At 63.3% G+C, this 13,700-nt stretch carries 17 protein-coding genes; 5 read left to right on the top strand and 12 right to left on the bottom strand.

Annotated features, from left to right (window positions below; genetic code table 11):
* Window positions 1-81: 81 nt before the first annotated feature.
* Window positions 82-270, bottom strand: coding sequence for a PLD nuclease N-terminal domain-containing protein (locus tag FR728_RS16530; protein ID WP_149893843.1), 189 nt, complete (start codon window positions 268-270; stop codon window positions 82-84).
* A 349-nt stretch (window positions 271-619) separates the two neighbouring features.
* On the opposite strand from FR728_RS16530, the gene FR728_RS16535 reads away from it, so the two are divergent.
* Complete coding sequence (locus FR728_RS16535) at window positions 620-787, top strand: DUF1328 domain-containing protein (protein WP_149893844.1); 168 nt, start codon at window positions 620-622, stop codon at window positions 785-787.
* A gap of 83 nt (window positions 788-870) precedes the next feature.
* Here FR728_RS16535 and FR728_RS16540 read toward each other — a convergent pair whose 3' ends face one another.
* From FR728_RS16540 to FR728_RS16550, 3 genes are all read right to left on the bottom strand, one after another.
* A complete protein-coding gene (locus tag FR728_RS16540; RefSeq protein ID WP_149893845.1) occupies window positions 871-2,232 on the bottom strand; it encodes a DUF2254 domain-containing protein in 1,362 nt (453 codons plus the stop codon).
* Between the two features lie 90 nt (window positions 2,233-2,322).
* On the bottom strand, window positions 2,323-2,877 hold the full coding sequence (locus FR728_RS16545; protein ID WP_149893846.1) for a sigma-70 family RNA polymerase sigma factor: 555 nt from the start codon (window positions 2,875-2,877) through the stop codon (window positions 2,323-2,325).
* Window positions 2,874-3,119: a NepR family anti-sigma factor gene (locus tag FR728_RS16550; protein ID WP_149893847.1), complete on the bottom strand. Its 246-nt coding sequence runs from the start codon at window positions 3,117-3,119 to the stop codon at window positions 2,874-2,876. The genes FR728_RS16545 and FR728_RS16550 overlap by 4 nt, the downstream gene beginning before the upstream one ends.
* Before the next feature lie 189 nt (window positions 3,120-3,308).
* Here FR728_RS16550 and FR728_RS16555 point away from each other — a divergent pair, with 189 nt between their 5' ends.
* Both FR728_RS16555 and FR728_RS16560 read left to right on the top strand, forming a co-directional pair.
* Window positions 3,309-4,115, top strand: coding sequence for a response regulator (locus FR728_RS16555; protein ID WP_149893848.1), 807 nt, complete (start codon window positions 3,309-3,311; stop codon window positions 4,113-4,115).
* A 67-nt stretch (window positions 4,116-4,182) separates the two neighbouring features.
* Window positions 4,183-5,304 carry an AI-2E family transporter gene (locus FR728_RS16560; protein ID WP_149893849.1) on the top strand — a complete coding sequence of 374 codons (1,122 nt, stop codon included), beginning with the start codon at window positions 4,183-4,185 and terminating at the stop codon, window positions 5,302-5,304.
* 164 nt (window positions 5,305-5,468) lie between these two features.
* Here the strand turns inward: FR728_RS16560 and FR728_RS16565 are convergent, their stop codons facing one another.
* Window positions 5,469-5,681 carry a CsbD family protein gene (locus FR728_RS16565; protein ID WP_149893850.1) on the bottom strand — a complete coding sequence of 71 codons (213 nt, stop codon included), beginning with the start codon at window positions 5,679-5,681 and terminating at the stop codon, window positions 5,469-5,471.
* A gap of 215 nt (window positions 5,682-5,896) precedes the next feature.
* Between FR728_RS16565 and FR728_RS16570 the strand changes: the two genes are divergently transcribed.
* Window positions 5,897-7,702: a sensor histidine kinase gene (locus FR728_RS16570; RefSeq protein WP_149893851.1), complete on the top strand. Its 1,806-nt coding sequence runs from the start codon at window positions 5,897-5,899 to the stop codon at window positions 7,700-7,702.
* A gap of 193 nt (window positions 7,703-7,895) precedes the next feature.
* Here FR728_RS16570 and FR728_RS16575 read toward each other — a convergent pair whose 3' ends face one another.
* The 3 genes from FR728_RS16575 to FR728_RS16585 form a co-directional block, all read right to left on the bottom strand.
* A complete protein-coding gene (locus tag FR728_RS16575; protein ID WP_149893852.1) occupies window positions 7,896-8,120 on the bottom strand; it encodes a hypothetical protein in 225 nt (74 codons plus the stop codon).
* A 127-nt stretch (window positions 8,121-8,247) separates the two neighbouring features.
* A complete protein-coding gene (locus tag FR728_RS16580; protein ID WP_149893853.1) occupies window positions 8,248-8,763 on the bottom strand; it encodes a Dps family protein in 516 nt (171 codons plus the stop codon).
* A gap of 122 nt (window positions 8,764-8,885) precedes the next feature.
* Complete coding sequence (locus tag FR728_RS16585; RefSeq protein ID WP_149893854.1) at window positions 8,886-9,095, bottom strand: hypothetical protein; 210 nt, start codon at window positions 9,093-9,095, stop codon at window positions 8,886-8,888.
* A 250-nt stretch (window positions 9,096-9,345) separates the two neighbouring features.
* On the opposite strand from FR728_RS16585, the gene FR728_RS16590 reads away from it, so the two are divergent.
* The gene (locus FR728_RS16590) at window positions 9,346-10,773 is read left to right on the top strand and encodes an alpha,alpha-trehalose-phosphate synthase (UDP-forming) (protein WP_149893855.1); all 1,428 of its coding nucleotides are present in this window, start codon (window positions 9,346-9,348) and stop codon (window positions 10,771-10,773) included.
* 218 nt (window positions 10,774-10,991) lie between these two features.
* On the opposite strand, the gene FR728_RS16595 is transcribed toward FR728_RS16590, so the two are convergent.
* The 4 genes from FR728_RS16595 to FR728_RS16610 all read right to left on the bottom strand — a co-directional run bounded on the left by FR728_RS16595 (window position 10,992) and on the right by FR728_RS16610 (window position 13,179).
* The gene (locus tag FR728_RS16595) at window positions 10,992-11,708 is read right to left on the bottom strand and encodes a hypothetical protein (protein WP_149893856.1); all 717 of its coding nucleotides are present in this window, start codon (window positions 11,706-11,708) and stop codon (window positions 10,992-10,994) included.
* A gap of 1 nt (window position 11,709) precedes the next feature.
* On the bottom strand, window positions 11,710-12,183 hold the full coding sequence (locus FR728_RS16600; RefSeq protein ID WP_149893857.1) for a hypothetical protein: 474 nt from the start codon (window positions 12,181-12,183) through the stop codon (window positions 11,710-11,712).
* Window positions 12,184-12,364: 181 nt separating this feature from the next.
* Window positions 12,365-12,760 carry a DUF3618 domain-containing protein gene (locus tag FR728_RS16605; RefSeq protein ID WP_149893858.1) on the bottom strand — a complete coding sequence of 132 codons (396 nt, stop codon included), beginning with the start codon at window positions 12,758-12,760 and terminating at the stop codon, window positions 12,365-12,367.
* Window positions 12,760-13,179, bottom strand: coding sequence for a phage holin family protein (locus FR728_RS16610; RefSeq protein WP_149893859.1), 420 nt, complete (start codon window positions 13,177-13,179; stop codon window positions 12,760-12,762). The genes FR728_RS16605 and FR728_RS16610 overlap by 1 nt, the downstream gene beginning before the upstream one ends.
* Window positions 13,180-13,700 lie beyond the last annotated feature (521 nt).

Here is a 13,700-nt window from a genome sequence, read left to right on the forward strand (position 1 = left end):
TCGAAAAAGATTTTTGATCAAAAAGAAAAAGCCGCGCTTTTGCGCGGCTCTCTCCAGTTTTATATTCGGGCGGACTTCGATTTACGCCAGGTGCGGGGAGGAGCCCTTCGGGCCGGCCAGCAGCCAGACGATGAAGCCGACCACCGGGAAGATCAGGATCCCCAGGATCCAGAGCAGCTTTGCACCGGTGGAGGCGGAGCTGCCGAGGATCTTGATGATCGCGTAGATGTCGGCGATCAGGACGAGCAGACCGATAAGGCCATATTCCATGATGAATTCTCCTGCATGTCGTGGACGGCGAGTGCCCGGCGGATGCTCCCGGACGATGCCGGGCCTCTCGGGTCCCCAGAAGACGTTGTCGGGTGCGATCCACGTTTCCACCTGACAACCGGGTCCGCTGCAGACCCGCGATTTGTCCTGAAAACGGCGCGGGGGCCGATCCGGTTCCCGGTGGCCGGACAAATTTCTGACGTCGCCCGTAGATGCGCACGCGGATGCACTGAAAAATGGCTGTTTTCCGCTCGGAAAGGCCGAAGCAGAAAAATCTGTCCAAACTGTGGGAACTTCGATCTTGCCAGATTGTTATTTTGTCATCTGGAACATTTCGGGAGTAAACATCATGCTTTCTTGGGCTCTTCTTTTTCTTGTCGTCGCTCTTGTTGCCGCTGCTCTTGGTTTCGGCGGGATCGCAGGAACGGCCGTCGGCATCGCGAAGCTGATCTTCTTCGTCGCCATCGCCCTGTTCATCATCTCCGCCCTGGCCCATGCCATCCGCGGCCGCGCCTGATCCGGCGCTCTTCAAGTCCCATCCTGAAAAAAGGCCACCTCGTTGAGGTGGCCTTTTTTGTTGCCCGGAGAAATTCGGGCGATTCAGGTGTCTTCAGCGCTCCGGTTGCTGACAGCCTTGCGGGCCGCGTGGCCAGCACGCGCGACGGCTTGCCGGTCGATGCGGCTGTCGATCTTGCGGCGGCTGTCGCTGACGATATTGGCCAGGTGCTGCTGCAGCAGCGGACGATATTCCGGCCGGGTCACCAGGCTCATGCGGGCGATGGCATTGAGCAGGCGGATGGTGACGAGCACGTTGCCGCAGGCGTTCTGGCGCAGCGGATTGAGGGCTGCGGCCAGCACGTCTTCCAGATGCAGGGTCTCGAGCCAGACCCGAGGGGTTTTCTTCTCGTCCAGCACAAGGGAGGAGGGGGCGCCGCGCCGCAGGATCTGCGACAGGGACGCCGAAAGATGATCGATGGCGCTGATCGCGGTGTAGGAATCATTCACGCCGGGCGAGAGCGCGCGCAGGGCGATCTCGACGCTCAGGTGAACCGCGAACTGCAGATCTCCGTCCGGGGCGCGGGCATAATCGGTGATGAAGGCAGAGCGCAGGTTCCGGCAGAAAGCCTCGGAAAGCTCTTCCGCGTCACGTCCGCGCGGATTGCGGTTTCGCTCACCTTCCTCAGGCTCGGGAAGATAGAGGCGGGCGACCGGCTGATCGGCAATGACGAAATGGCCGGGTTTGACGAGCACCTCCACGAACCCGTCGCAAGCGGCGGCATGGCGGGCAAGGCTGCGGGCATCGATGGCGGTGATGTAGCCGCTGCGGTCGATGGTCAGCGGCCGTCCCTTTGTCTTCGGGATTGCCTTTTCGTCATCGGCGCTCTCTCGCGGTTCGTCGGAGAGTACCTTGTCGATGGCGCGGCGCAGGGACTTCTGGATCCGGCCGATCTCGTTGTCGACCATGATCCTGCCGGCCACGTCGTTGACGAAATAGATCAGCCAGAACACGCTGGTGGCGGAAAGCAGGATGGCGATGGCGACGGCGAGCCTGGCCGACGTGTCCTCGTGCACCTGATAGAGGCAGATCAGGGAATAGAGGAACGTCGCCCCCAGAAGTCCGATGGTCACCTGGTTGACCCGGTTGTTGGCGAAGGTCTCCAGCAGGCGTGGCGCGATGTTGCCGGCCGCGAGGGTGAAGACCACCAGCGTCAGGGAATAGACAAGGCTGATGACCGACATCATGGCACCGGCGACGGTCGAGAGGACGGCGCGCGCGCCTTCCGCATCGATGTCGAGGAAGCCAAGATAGGGCAACTCGGACAAGAACTTGCCCGGCGCACCCATCATGTTGGTGGCGATGGCGAGGGCAGCTCCGGAGATGGCCAGAGACAGCGGAATGAAAAGAAAGCCGCGGGTCAGCCGCGAGAGCCGTGCCGTGAGGCCATTGTCGCTGTAGAGCATCTCGCTTCGACGATCCCGGGGATTGGGCGGCCCAGGGTCGGTCCGCCCTGAAAAAAACGGCTGCCGGCAAGATATCCGGCAGCCATCAGGTCACGCGTTGAGCGCGCGGTTCAGCATGTCTGTCGAGGCCTGGATGGCCGCATCGTCTCGGACGAAGTCGGGCGAACCGGACATCAGCTCCTCGAGGCGGGCACGGGCTCGGGACACCCGGCTCTTCACGGTGCCGACACGGGTGTCGAGCATGGCAGCAGCTTCCTCATAGGAGAAGCCACTCGCGCCGATGAGGATGAGCGCTTCGCGCTGGTCCTCGGGCAGGCACTGCAGGGCGCTCAAAAAGTCGGTGAGCTCCAGGTGACCGTTCTGCTGAGGGATGGCGGTGAGCGTTGCGGCATGATCGCCGTCACTGTCGGCAACCTCGCGCTTCCGCTTGCGGCCTTCCGTGTAATACTGATTGCGCAGGATGGTGATCAGCCACGCCTTCAGATTGGTGCCGGGTGTGTAGCGCTCGCGGTTGGCAATGGCCTTGGCGAGGGTTTCCTGCACGAGGTCGTCCGCCCTGTCCCGGTTCCCCGACAGAGAACGGGCAAAGGCGCGCAGAGACGGGATCGCCTCGACCAGTGCCTTCTTGAAGGACGCTTCGCTCACTTGGAGGTCTCCTCACCGGGGGTGGAAGACGTGTTGTCATCGCTCTCGGCGGAAGGAAGAGAGATGCCGTCAAGCTGCTCCAGCAGGGACATCATGTCGTCGGGAATGTCGTCGTCCAGCGCTTCATCATAGATGCGTCGGAACTGGTTTCCGATCCAGTCTTCCTTGGTCTTTCCCACCTGACCTGGGGCAGCCGCTCCATCCGAGAACCGCGGCTTTCCTGCTTTCACATTCTGAACCATTCTTGCTCCTTGACCCACTTCTCATCGGGGGTCTTTTCCAGCCTTGCTTGGAGGGGAAACTCGGAGCCCAAAAAAAAGTTCCGGGGTGCTGGAACTTTTTTTGGCGCAGGAGATTTACCCGTCAGCGCCATGAATGCGCGGGTACGGTCCACCAAGAGATCGCACTGGACGGAAAAAGGAATTTAAAACATGTCTGGCAGTCTTTCTCAGGAAATTGCTCCTCACCTTCCCTATTTACGTCGTTACGCCCGTGCGCTCGCCGGCTCCCAGTCGAGCGGTGATACCTACGTGCGGGCCTGCCTCCAGGCTCTCGTTGCCGACCCCTCCTGCTTCGAAATGACGAACGGGGCCAAGATCGGTCTTTATCGTCTGTTCCATGTGCTTTGGAACGGCACCAGCATCTCTTCTCCGGGCCAGGCCGATGGAGGTGTGTCCGTCTTCGAGCAGACGGCGCAGCAGCGCCTGGCGTCCATGACTCCGGAAAGCCGCCAGACCCTCCTGCTGACGACTCTCGAAGGGTTCCGTGCCGATGAAGCGGCGCATATCGTCGGCAAGACCGAGGCGGAAGTGCGCGAGCTCATTTCCTCGGCCATCGCCGACATCGACGAACAGACCCGTACCCAGGTCCTGATCATCGAGGATGAGCCGCTGATCTCCATGGACCTTGCCGACATCGTCGATGGTCTGGGCCACCGGGTCACGGCCGTGGCGCGCACGGCGTCCGAAGCCGTGCAGGCTGCGCAGAAGGACAAGCCGGGTCTCGTGCTCGCCGACATCCAGCTGGCCGATGGCTCCTCCGGCATCGATGCGGTGAAGAACATCCTGTCCGATCTGACGGTGCCGGTGATCTTCATCACGTCCTTCCCGGAGCGTCTGCTGACCGGCGAGCGTCCGGAGCCGACCTTCCTGATCACCAAGCCCTTTGATCCGAACACGGTCAAGGCGGCGATCTCCCAGGCCCTGTTCTTCAACTCGACCGCGTCCATCGCGGCCTGACACACAACCCGGCCCTGCCTGCGAGCGCGGCAGTCGCCCTGCTCTCAGGCGCTCGGGGAGATGTGACATGACTGCTTCACCTGGCAGCAATCCCTCGGTCTGGACGGGAACGACGATCTCGCGTCTGTCCCCGTCCTCGCAGCTGGCGCTGTTCGGGATCCTGGTGATCCTCGGCGTCGGTGCTGCCGGTTATGCCCAGACGCTTCTGGTGCCGATCGTCAGCGCCTTTCTCATTTCCCTGCTGCTCGGGGCGCCGCAGATGCGCCTCGAGCGCCTCGGACTGCCCCCCACCGCTTCCGCGTCGGTGGTCGTTGGCCTCTTTCTGCTGACGGCAGCGGCCATCGTCCGCCTGAGCTTTCTTCCCTTCGAGCAATGGTCGGCAAGCCTGCCGGAAATCTGGCAGGCATTGCGCTTCAAGCTCTTCGAGCTGCGGGCTCTGCTGCTCAAGCTCGAGGATGTGAAGGACGCTGTTCAGGAGACGACCGGTATCGACGCGACGGGGGGCGATGGCGCCGCCATGGGGCTGCCCGACTTCCTCACGTCCATCATGACCGGGGTGCCTGCCACCGCGGGGCAGCTCGTGATCTTTGTCGGGTCGCTGTTCTTCCTGCTCGCCTCGCGCCAGCGGCTGATGCAGCGGTTGCGCGAGAAGGACCGGGCAGGCCGCCCCTGGGCCACCCGTCTGCGCCGTTTCCTCGATCATGCGGAAAGTTCGGTTTCGATCTATCTGGCGGCCGTCACCTTCATCAATCTGGGCCTCGGTCTTGTGGTCGGTCTCGCGCTCTTCCTGATCGGGCTTCCCAATGCGTGGTTCTGGGGCGGACTGGCGGGGCTGCTGAACTTCGTGCCCTATATCGGTCCGATGATCGTGACCCTCCTGCTGGTTGGCGCAGGCCTTCTGCAGGACGGCGGTCTGCTTGCCTCCCTGGCGCCTGCGGTGGTCTTCTTCGTCATCAATCTGATGGAAGCCAATTTCGTCACGCCGGCCGTGCTCGGCCGCTACCTCCTGATCGAGCCGCTCTTCGTGGTCCTGTCGCTCGCCTTCTGGCTGTGGCTGTGGGGGCCGACGGGCGCGCTTCTGGCCGTTCCTCTGATGCTGCTGCTCCAGGCGGCTGCGGTCAGCGTGAAGGAAGACGAAGAAGACGAGGTGGTCGCCGTGGAACTGGAAGCGGTCAACGGTCTGGCATGAGACAGTCTCTTCTAGACCGGAATTTGTGCGACCTGTGCCGTTCGACGGGGCGGGTCGTCTCTTTGCTGGGGCTACAAAAAAATCGGCGTCTGGCGCCGATCGAGGGTTTCACTGATGAAATGCCCGTGGGCGCCCTCGGCGGGCGCCCTCAGTGCACCTGTCGGTCAGGACAGCTTGTGATTGATGCTGGCCATCCAGTCATCGAGCTCACGGGTAGCTTCTTCTTCCGTCTTGCCGTAACGTTCCTGAATGAGGCCAGCCAGTTCCTTCTGGCGACCCTTGACGCTTTCAAGTTCATCACCGGTCAGTTTTCCCCAACGGGCCTGGGCCTGGCCGACAAGCTGCTTCCAGTTACCTTCAACCTGATTCCAGTTCATGACCTGTCTCCTTCGAGGGTTGGCATTTACACAAGAAGAACGGGTGGCATGCTTCGCAGTTCCTTAAATTGTTCCGGGTTTAAACTGGAACGTTTTCCGCGCACCGAGCGTTTGTGCGCATCATGCAATTCTCTCCTCCGGACCGTCGCATGCACGAGGCCGGGGAGCGGGCACCGCGCGGCGGCTGCCCGGGTTCCGGGCAAATGGACGGTCTGATGTCGGAAATCCTTGACTATCTTTTCGGGGCCGCGAGTTTCATGCCCCACGGCTATTGTCTGCTGTGGCGCCCCGATCTGGTGGCGCTGCACGCGGTCTCCGATGCCCTGATTGCGATCGCCTATATCTCCATCCCTGTGGCCGTCCTGAATTTCCTGCGTCAGCGCAAGGATCTGAATTCAGATGCGCGGAAGATGGCCATGCTGTTTGCGGCCTTCATCATCGCTTGCTCCTTGACCCACCTGACGGCTCTCTTCGTTCTCTGGGTTCCGGCATACGGGTTCCAGGGACTGGTCAAGGCTGTAACCGCGCTGGTCTCGGTCATCACGGCGATTGCCATCTGGCCGCTTATACCGAAGCTGCTCGCGCTGCCGTCGCCCAACCATCTGGCGGAAATCAATCTCAAGCTGCAGGATCTGAACCGCCAGCTGGCGGAAAAGGTCGATGACCGCTCGCGCGAGCTGAACCGGGTCAACACCCTGTTCGAAATGGCGCTGAGCGGCTCGAATATCACAGTCTACACCCAGTCCGCTGACCTGGAATACACGTGGGTGCACAATCCGCGTTTCGGGCTGGAGGCGAAGGACCTGATCGGCAAGAAGGATTTCGAGGTTGTCGATGCGGCGACCGCCGAGCAGACCATGGCGCTGAAACGCCGGGTGCTGGCGACCGGCGAGCCGGCCTCCACCTTCCTGGCAATCGACATGCTCGAAGAGGGGCCGGTCTATATCGAACTGAACGTGAAGCCGACCTTCGATGCCACCGGGGACGTCGACGGGTTGCTCGGCACGATCATCGACATGACCGAGAAGAACCTCTTCGAGGTGCGTCTGGCCTCGCTCGCCTCCCAGCTGGCAGAGGCCAACGAGCGCTTCGAAACGGCGCTTGACGGTTCCCTGATCACTGTCTTCGAACAGGACAGGGATCTGGTCTACACCCACGTGGTCAATCCGCCGGCCGGGGCCGATCTGGACTATTTCATCGGACGCAGTGATCGCGAGATCCTCAGCGACGAGGAACAGCTGACCATCGTCACGGCGAAGCAGAAGGTGCTGACAGAGGGCACGATCGAGGTTCTGGATGCGGATATCCGGCTGAAGGACCAGCCGCGCTACTACAGCATCCGGCTGGAGCCGAAGAAGGGACCGGACGGGGACATCGTCGGGCTGATCGGGACGGCGGTGGATCTGACCCACAAGCGCCGCAACGAGCAGCAGATGCGCCTCGTCATGCGCGAGCTGACCCATCGGTCGAAGAACCTGCTGGCGGTGATCCAGGCCATGGCGCGGCAGACGGCGGCGCGCTCCGCGGGCAAGGAAGATTTCGTCGAGCGATTCTCCTCGCGGCTGCGGGCAATTGCCGCCTCTCACGACCTGCTGGTGTCGCATTCCTGGTATGGGGCGAGCCTGAGGGATCTGCTCAAGGTCCATTTCTCGCAGGCCATCGATCCGGACGGCGGCCAGCTGGAGCTGGAAGGGGAGGATGTGAAGGTTTCCGCCGATGCGGCGCAGAATCTCGGCCTCGGCTTCCACGAGCTGATCACCAACGCGGCCAAGTATGGAGCTCTTTCCACCGATGCGGGCCGGGTTAAGGTGCACTGGACCCGCGACCAGGGGGTGGTGCGCGTGACCTGGGAAGAAGTGGGCGGGCCAGAGGTGGCAGCACCCTCGGCAACCGGGTTCGGCTGCATTCTCCTGCGCAACTCCGTGGGGCCGTCTCTCGGTGGCGATGTGGATCTGTCGTTCGAACGGGACGGCGTGCGGTGCACGATCACCTTCCCGGATACGGCTGTCGTGGCCTTCTGATCCCGGTATCAGGCTGGCGCGAGGCAGCGTCACGGCCGCGCAAGTCCCGTCGGGCAACGCCCCTCCCTCACCGGGCTGGCCTCTGGGGCCAGCCGCAGTGCAGTGAGTGATCGTCTGATGACGGTGCGGGGGAGGGAAGGTTTGGTTCGCAGCGGAGACAGGTGTGTCTCGTCGTGAACCGGATGATTGCTGCCTAGTTGGAGCGCATCGTTGCCCGGTTCAGCCGGGCAAGGGTCTGGTCGATTTCTTCCAGCAGATCGGGCGTGTGTGCGGAGACCGGGTAGGAGGTCGCCTGTGCGCCCTCAAGGCGTCGGCGCCAGCCCATCAGGGCGGTGCGCTTGTCCTGAAGGCCCAGGGTGCTGTCAAGCAGGATCGCACTGGGGGTGCGGAAACCCGCATAGGTCTTCGGATGTGTCATGGTCTTGTGTTCCAAAAGGGGTCAGGTTGTGCGTCGGCATTCCTCCATCTGATCGCGCATATCATCTGACACGTCATGTGACGGGAGGGCGGCCTGCGATTCGCCATCCCGTCGACATGTCATCTGATCATTCGGCGAGAAGGGCGCGGAGCATCCACGACGCCTGCTCGTGGAAGGCGATACGAGCGGTCAGCATGTCCTCGGTGACCAGGTCATCCGCATCTCCGGCAAAGCCGGCAATGTCGCGGAACTGGGCCGAGATCGCCTCGTGATCGCTCACAAGATCGCTGATCATGTCGGCCGCGCTCGGCATCTTGCCCTTGGGCAGCACATCGGCGAGGGAGATGCCGAAATCACCGGCGTCGACCGGGGCCTGATAGCCGAGGGCGCGGATGCGCTCCGCGATCACATCGGCTGCTGCGAACATGTCCTCGTAATGCGCTTCGGTCAGATCATGGATCGACTTGAACAGCGGGCCGACCACGTTCCAGTGATAGAGGTGCGACTTCACCACCAGGATGTAGGTTCGGGCCAGCGCGACGGAGAGATGCTTGGCGATCTTCTCACGGGACTGGGTGTCGATGCCCGTCTTGAGCTTTTCCTTAGGTTTGGGGGTGACGTCGAGAACCTGAGCCTTGGCCATGGTTGTCTTCCTTTCAGTCTTGTTCATTCAGTCGTGGGGATGGCGCGCTGCCTGCCGGAGATCGGGCGACGCCGTGTGAGACGGTGCTCACCGGTCGCCCCTGATCCGCATTGGGCTGATCCTCACTGGGCGGCGGGCTGCGCCGGGGTTTCGATGGCGCCGAGGGTTGCCATGTCCTCGCCGCTGTTGATCAGGGCGAGCACCGCAAAGGCACCGACCGCCAGAAGCAGCGCGGCAACCAGAACCGCCAGAACGGGTCTGCCGGCTCGTCCCTGTCGGGCCGACTGTGCGGGCTTGCGGATCTCGGTCCGGGTGGGATCCTGATAGGTCAAGGTCTCACTCCTCTCGTGATGTCTTGTTCGATGGAAAGTTCAGGTCATGTTCTCCTGACGGCTTGGACTGAAAATGCGGCAGATGCCAGAAGGTTCCTTCGCGGCAGGCGTTCCGATTTCATGATGACCCAAAGACCTTTTTGCTGACTCATCTTGGGGAACCGATGCTGCACTGCGGCGTTTCCTCGTGGGTGAACTCTCGTTCGCCCTTCTGGATCTTCATGTTTTCAAAAGTTTGCGGGGGCGTCCCATGGGCCGACTAGTCATCGTTTCCAATCGAATTCCGCTGGGTTCCAACCCTTCGGGCGGGCTGGTGGTTGCACTGGAGGATGCGATGGCACGGCGCGGGGGGCTGTGGGTCGGCGTGCAGCCCGAGGGCGAGCCGATCGACGGGGCGACAGACGCCGGTGAGGGGGTGATCACCCTCGACGGGGCGCCCTTCGACCGGGCGGCCGTGTGCATGCCCGACCGCCTCTATGACGATTACTATCTGGGATATGCCAATTCCGTACTCTGGCCGCTCTGCCATGGACGCACCGAGCTGATCGACCAGCAGCCCCGCTACAGGAAGGCCTATGAAGAGGTGAACCGCCGGCTAGCACGGTCGCTGGCGAAGATGGTGGAGCCCGACGACCTGATCTGGGTGCATGACTATCATCACTTGCCTCTGGCCGCCGCCCTGCGGGCAGAGGGCCTGCAGAACGCCATCGGCTTCTTCCTCCACATTCCCTTCCCGACTGCGTCGAATGTGTTCGCCCTGACAGGAGCCCGGGATCTGGTGGACTGGCTCTCCGATTATGATCTCGTCGGTCTTCAGACCCGGCGCGACGTGGCCTCGGCGATGGATGTCTTCCGCCAGTTCCCGGAAAGCCAGTTCCTCATGGATGGCAGCATTCGCTTCGGCAGCCGCATGGTGGAGATCAAGAGCTTTCCCATTGGCATCGAGGTGGCAGGTTTCCGCGAGATGGCGCAGCGGTCGGAGGCGCGGCTTGCGCCCCGTTCGCGCAAGTGGATCATCGGGGCCGAGCGGCTCGACTATTCCAAGGGCCTGCCCCACCGCCTGCGCGCCTTCGGCAAGCTGCTGGAGCAGGAAGCCGATCTGCGCGGCGCGGTAAGCCTGTTGCAGATTGCCTCTCCCACCCGCGAGGATGTGACCGCCTATCGGGAGATCCGCGAGGAGCTGGAGCAGTTGTCCGGCGCGGTCAACGGCCGCTACAGCGACATCAACTACACTCCGATCCAGTATCTCAACCGGGGCATTCCGCGCGATCAGCTCGCCGGGCTGTTCGCCCAGGCGGACGTGGGACTGGTGACGCCTCTCGCCGATGGCATGAACCTGGTGGCAAAGGAATATGTGGCGGCCCAGGATCCGGACGATCCGGGAGTGCTGGTGCTGTCGTCCTTTGCCGGGGCCTTCGAGCAGCTGGGTGAAACGGCGCTGATCGCCAACCCTTACGATCCGGCCCAGATGGCGCGGGTGATCGCCGAAGCGCTGCTGATGCCGCGGGAGGAGCGTATCGCGCGGCACCGGCCGATGCTTGCGCGGGTCGAGGAGGAGGATGTGGCCTGGTGGTCGTCGAGCTTCATCGAGGCGCTGGAGGCAAAACGGCTGGGCGGTGATTTCCTCGATCTGCTGGGCGCCTTGCCGGAGGGACGGGCCGCCTCCGCATCAGCGTGAGTGCGTGCGATCCGCTTTCTCCGCTTCTCGTTCATGACGTCTGAGGCCGGCCGCAGCGCCGGCCTTTTCATGCCGGATCCTTCTTTTCTCCGGGTGTCCCCCAGTGCGGCCCCCAGAGCGCGGGCCGTTGGGGCGCGGTCTGCGTGCAGACGCACAAAGACCCCGCGGACGGCCTGCGCTGCCCACGGGGTCTTCTTGTGTCACGTCACCGAGACGGATCAGTTGCGCTGAACACCGAAGCCGGTGATCGACGTAGCGGCAACCGGATCGCTGGCGGGGAAGGTATCTTCGAGACCTTCTTCCAGGCGCTCCTCGTCGGTCATGCCGTCGTCCTCGCGCAGGGTGCGCAGGGTTTCCTCGGCCTTCACGCGGCCCTGACGGAGGGCTTCCTCGCCAGTGCGGGCAGCCTTGTGCAGCAGGGTGTCACGACGCTCGCCAAAGGCGCGGTCCTCGCGAGAGGTGCGCGGCAGAAGGGCGCCGAGGGCGAAGCCGGCCACCAGTCCCATTGCGCCCAGGGCGAAGGGATGCTCGCGGGCAAAGTCGGCAGCACGGCGGGTGGTGGTGTCATACGCTTCACGGGCGCGGGCGGTGCCGGTCTCGTAGCTTTCTTCCAGGGTGGAGCGCGCCGAGTGGAGACGTGCAGACGCCTGTTCGGCCATCTGCCCGGTCACTTCAGCCGCGCGCTTGCGGGTGGAGGAGGCAGCATCGCTCACCTGGCGCACGGCCTGGGCGGTCTGGCTGCGCGCCTTGTCGAGGGCGCCCTTCTCGTCAGCGCCGGTCTGCTCGCGCTCGTGAGCGGGGGTGCCGGCGACCGGCGGGGCCTTGGACTCATCGGCCCGTTCGCGGCTTGCCTCGTTCTTTTCGCTGGCGGTCTTGATGGCGGTCGCGCCGGCGGGCTTGCCGGTGGACTTCAGCGGGGTTGCGGACTTGGTCATGTCAAAAATCCTCCTTGGTCATCACGGCGCCAGGGGCGGCGGTGCGGGTGTTCGGGGTGGATGCAGGGGCAGAAGCGCTGAGGAACCGGGCGGCGATGAAGCCGACGGCGACGGCGCCAAGGGCTACGGCTGCGGGATTTGCCCGTGCCACCTGATGCATCTTGCGCAGGGCTTCTTCCGGTTCCAGAGACTGGAGACGCTCTGCAGAGCTCTCGATCGTGTCGGCGACGGGGCCGGCAAAGGCCGAGATCGCCCGGTTGGCGTCCGTGCCGTCAGCGCCGGTCTGGCTGTCCCGGAGGGCCTGAGCGGCCTGCCGGAAGGAGGACGCCGTTTCATCCTGCTTCTGGCGCAGGAAGTTATAGGCCTCTGCCTTCAAGCGGTCTCCAAGAACACTTGCCTCGCGTTGTGCGGTCTTCCTGAGGCTCTTCAGATCTTCCTGAGGATCCGGAGCCGTATTCGCATTGAATTGGGTCATGGCGTTACCTCGTTGTTCCGCTCCGTAAACGCGCGTCTGCTTGCGAGCGTTCCACGCGGTTGCGACAAAAAGAAAGAGCGCCGAATTTTTGTTTTCGGCGCTCCTTGAAAATCTCGTTGGCTGCAGGTTGGCGTCTCCTGCTACAGGATCCGAGCCTGCGCGAGGGTCCGGGCCCGCAAGGTCATCCGGAGAGGCTGTCCGTCGCCTCACCATCCGGGTCCAGTCTCTCGTCCTGCTGATCCAGGTAGGTCACGGTGCCCTGATAGAGGACATAACCGAGCGCGAGGGCGGCGAGGCCCACGGCAACCGGGTTCTGCGCATAGGTCTCGCGCGCCACGGACGCGGCCTTTCGCACAGGGCCGGACTGGAGGCTGCGCGAGAGTCCTTCCTGCGCAAGGCGCGAGGGGCTCAGACGATCGGCAAGCTCGTCGACGAGCCCGGCGATGCGCTGACGCTTGAGATCCAGATCCGCTTCGATGCGGGCGATCTGGGGTGTCTCGGCGAGCTTTTCCGGTCGAAGCGGACGGTGAGCGGTCACGATCGATCCATGCGACATCGACCCATGCGACGTGGACATCAGAGGCTCTCCTTGATCATGCGCACATCCTGAGCGGTCTGGTGTGCGGTGCGTTCCAAGGGGGAGTTCAGGGACTTCAGGCGGGACACGCCGGCCCAGGCGCTGAGCCCGGCTCCCAGAATGGCGATCACGCCGATGGCGCCGGCCGCTGCATAGGGCGGCAGGCCGGCGGCGATCAGCGCATAATGGGCGCTGGCGAGCAGGGCGAGGAAGGCCGAGAAGGCGAAGAAGCCGGCGGCGGCGAACCAGAGGCCCGCAGAGCGCAGCTTGACCGCCTCCCGCTTCATTTCGGCCTGAGCCAGGCGGATCTCGCCGCGCAGCAGGGTGCTGATCTCGCCGAGAAGCTCACAGATCAAGGTGCCGAGGGGCAGTCCGGTCCCGGCACGGGACTGGGAGGAGGTATGCGCCTCATCTCTCATGGGGTCTCTCCTGAGGTTGCCTGGCAGGACCGGGTCCGGTCGATCGGTTCTCTTGCCGGTGGCGATAGTCACGGGGACAGAAGGGCGAGGGGGCGTCGCATTCCGGGGCCATCATGCGTGCGGCTGACGATATGTCTGGCCGGTTGCGAGACGCACGGCCTCCTGTCCGTTTGCTTGCTGTCTCAACGTGGGAGGGGGCAGAGGGTTCCTTGAGGTGGCCGCAGGCTGCCTGTGGCTGGGCGGCCGGGTGGGTGCGGGACGGGCAGGAGAGCGCCGCAGCGCAGGAGTTTGGCTGGCCGGATCGGCCCGGCGGGCCGGGTGCGGGAGGCGCTGTGATGCTGCTTTGTTTGGTTAACGTTTGTTAGGATGCTGTTGAAATGTCTGGAATACGGGAGGATTTCGGGGTTTGAGGCTGTGGAGATGTCTGCGTTGTTCACAGGGGGTGTGGGGGTGGATCTGAAAATTGTGGTTTGGTGGATTTTTTGGCGTTGACGGTTTTGGGGTGGGTGCGTATAAGCCTG

Source organism: Roseibium aestuarii (assembly GCF_008477545.1).
In the GTDB taxonomy this organism is placed as follows: Bacteria; Pseudomonadota; Alphaproteobacteria; order Rhizobiales; family Stappiaceae; genus Roseibium; species Roseibium aestuarii.

Coding starts and splice junctions, on each gene's coding strand:
- FR728_RS16555 (WP_149893848.1), top strand. CDS start 3,309: ATGTCTGGCAGTCTTTCTCAGGAAATTGCTCCTCACCTTCCCTATTTA.
- FR728_RS16610 (WP_149893859.1), bottom strand. CDS start 13,179: ATGAGAGATGAGGCGCATACCTCCTCCCAGTCCCGTGCCGGGACCGGA.
- FR728_RS16600 (WP_149893857.1), bottom strand. CDS start 12,183: ATGACCCAATTCAATGCGAATACGGCTCCGGATCCTCAGGAAGATCTG.
- FR728_RS16560 (WP_149893849.1), top strand. CDS start 4,183: ATGACTGCTTCACCTGGCAGCAATCCCTCGGTCTGGACGGGAACGACG.
- FR728_RS16565 (WP_149893850.1), bottom strand. CDS start 5,681: ATGAACTGGAATCAGGTTGAAGGTAACTGGAAGCAGCTTGTCGGCCAG.
- FR728_RS16530 (WP_149893843.1), bottom strand. CDS start 270: ATGGAATATGGCCTTATCGGTCTGCTCGTCCTGATCGCCGACATCTAC.
- FR728_RS16550 (WP_149893847.1), bottom strand. CDS start 3,119: ATGGTTCAGAATGTGAAAGCAGGAAAGCCGCGGTTCTCGGATGGAGCG.
- FR728_RS16580 (WP_149893853.1), bottom strand. CDS start 8,763: ATGGCCAAGGCTCAGGTTCTCGACGTCACCCCCAAACCTAAGGAAAAG.
- FR728_RS16570 (WP_149893851.1), top strand. CDS start 5,897: ATGTCGGAAATCCTTGACTATCTTTTCGGGGCCGCGAGTTTCATGCCC.
- FR728_RS16575 (WP_149893852.1), bottom strand. CDS start 8,120: ATGACACATCCGAAGACCTATGCGGGTTTCCGCACCCCCAGTGCGATC.
- FR728_RS16540 (WP_149893845.1), bottom strand. CDS start 2,232: ATGCTCTACAGCGACAATGGCCTCACGGCACGGCTCTCGCGGCTGACC.
- FR728_RS16535 (WP_149893844.1), top strand. CDS start 620: ATGCTTTCTTGGGCTCTTCTTTTTCTTGTCGTCGCTCTTGTTGCCGCT.
- FR728_RS16590 (WP_149893855.1), top strand. CDS start 9,346: ATGGGCCGACTAGTCATCGTTTCCAATCGAATTCCGCTGGGTTCCAAC.
- FR728_RS16595 (WP_149893856.1), bottom strand. CDS start 11,708: ATGACCAAGTCCGCAACCCCGCTGAAGTCCACCGGCAAGCCCGCCGGC.
- FR728_RS16605 (WP_149893858.1), bottom strand. CDS start 12,760: ATGTCCACGTCGCATGGGTCGATGTCGCATGGATCGATCGTGACCGCT.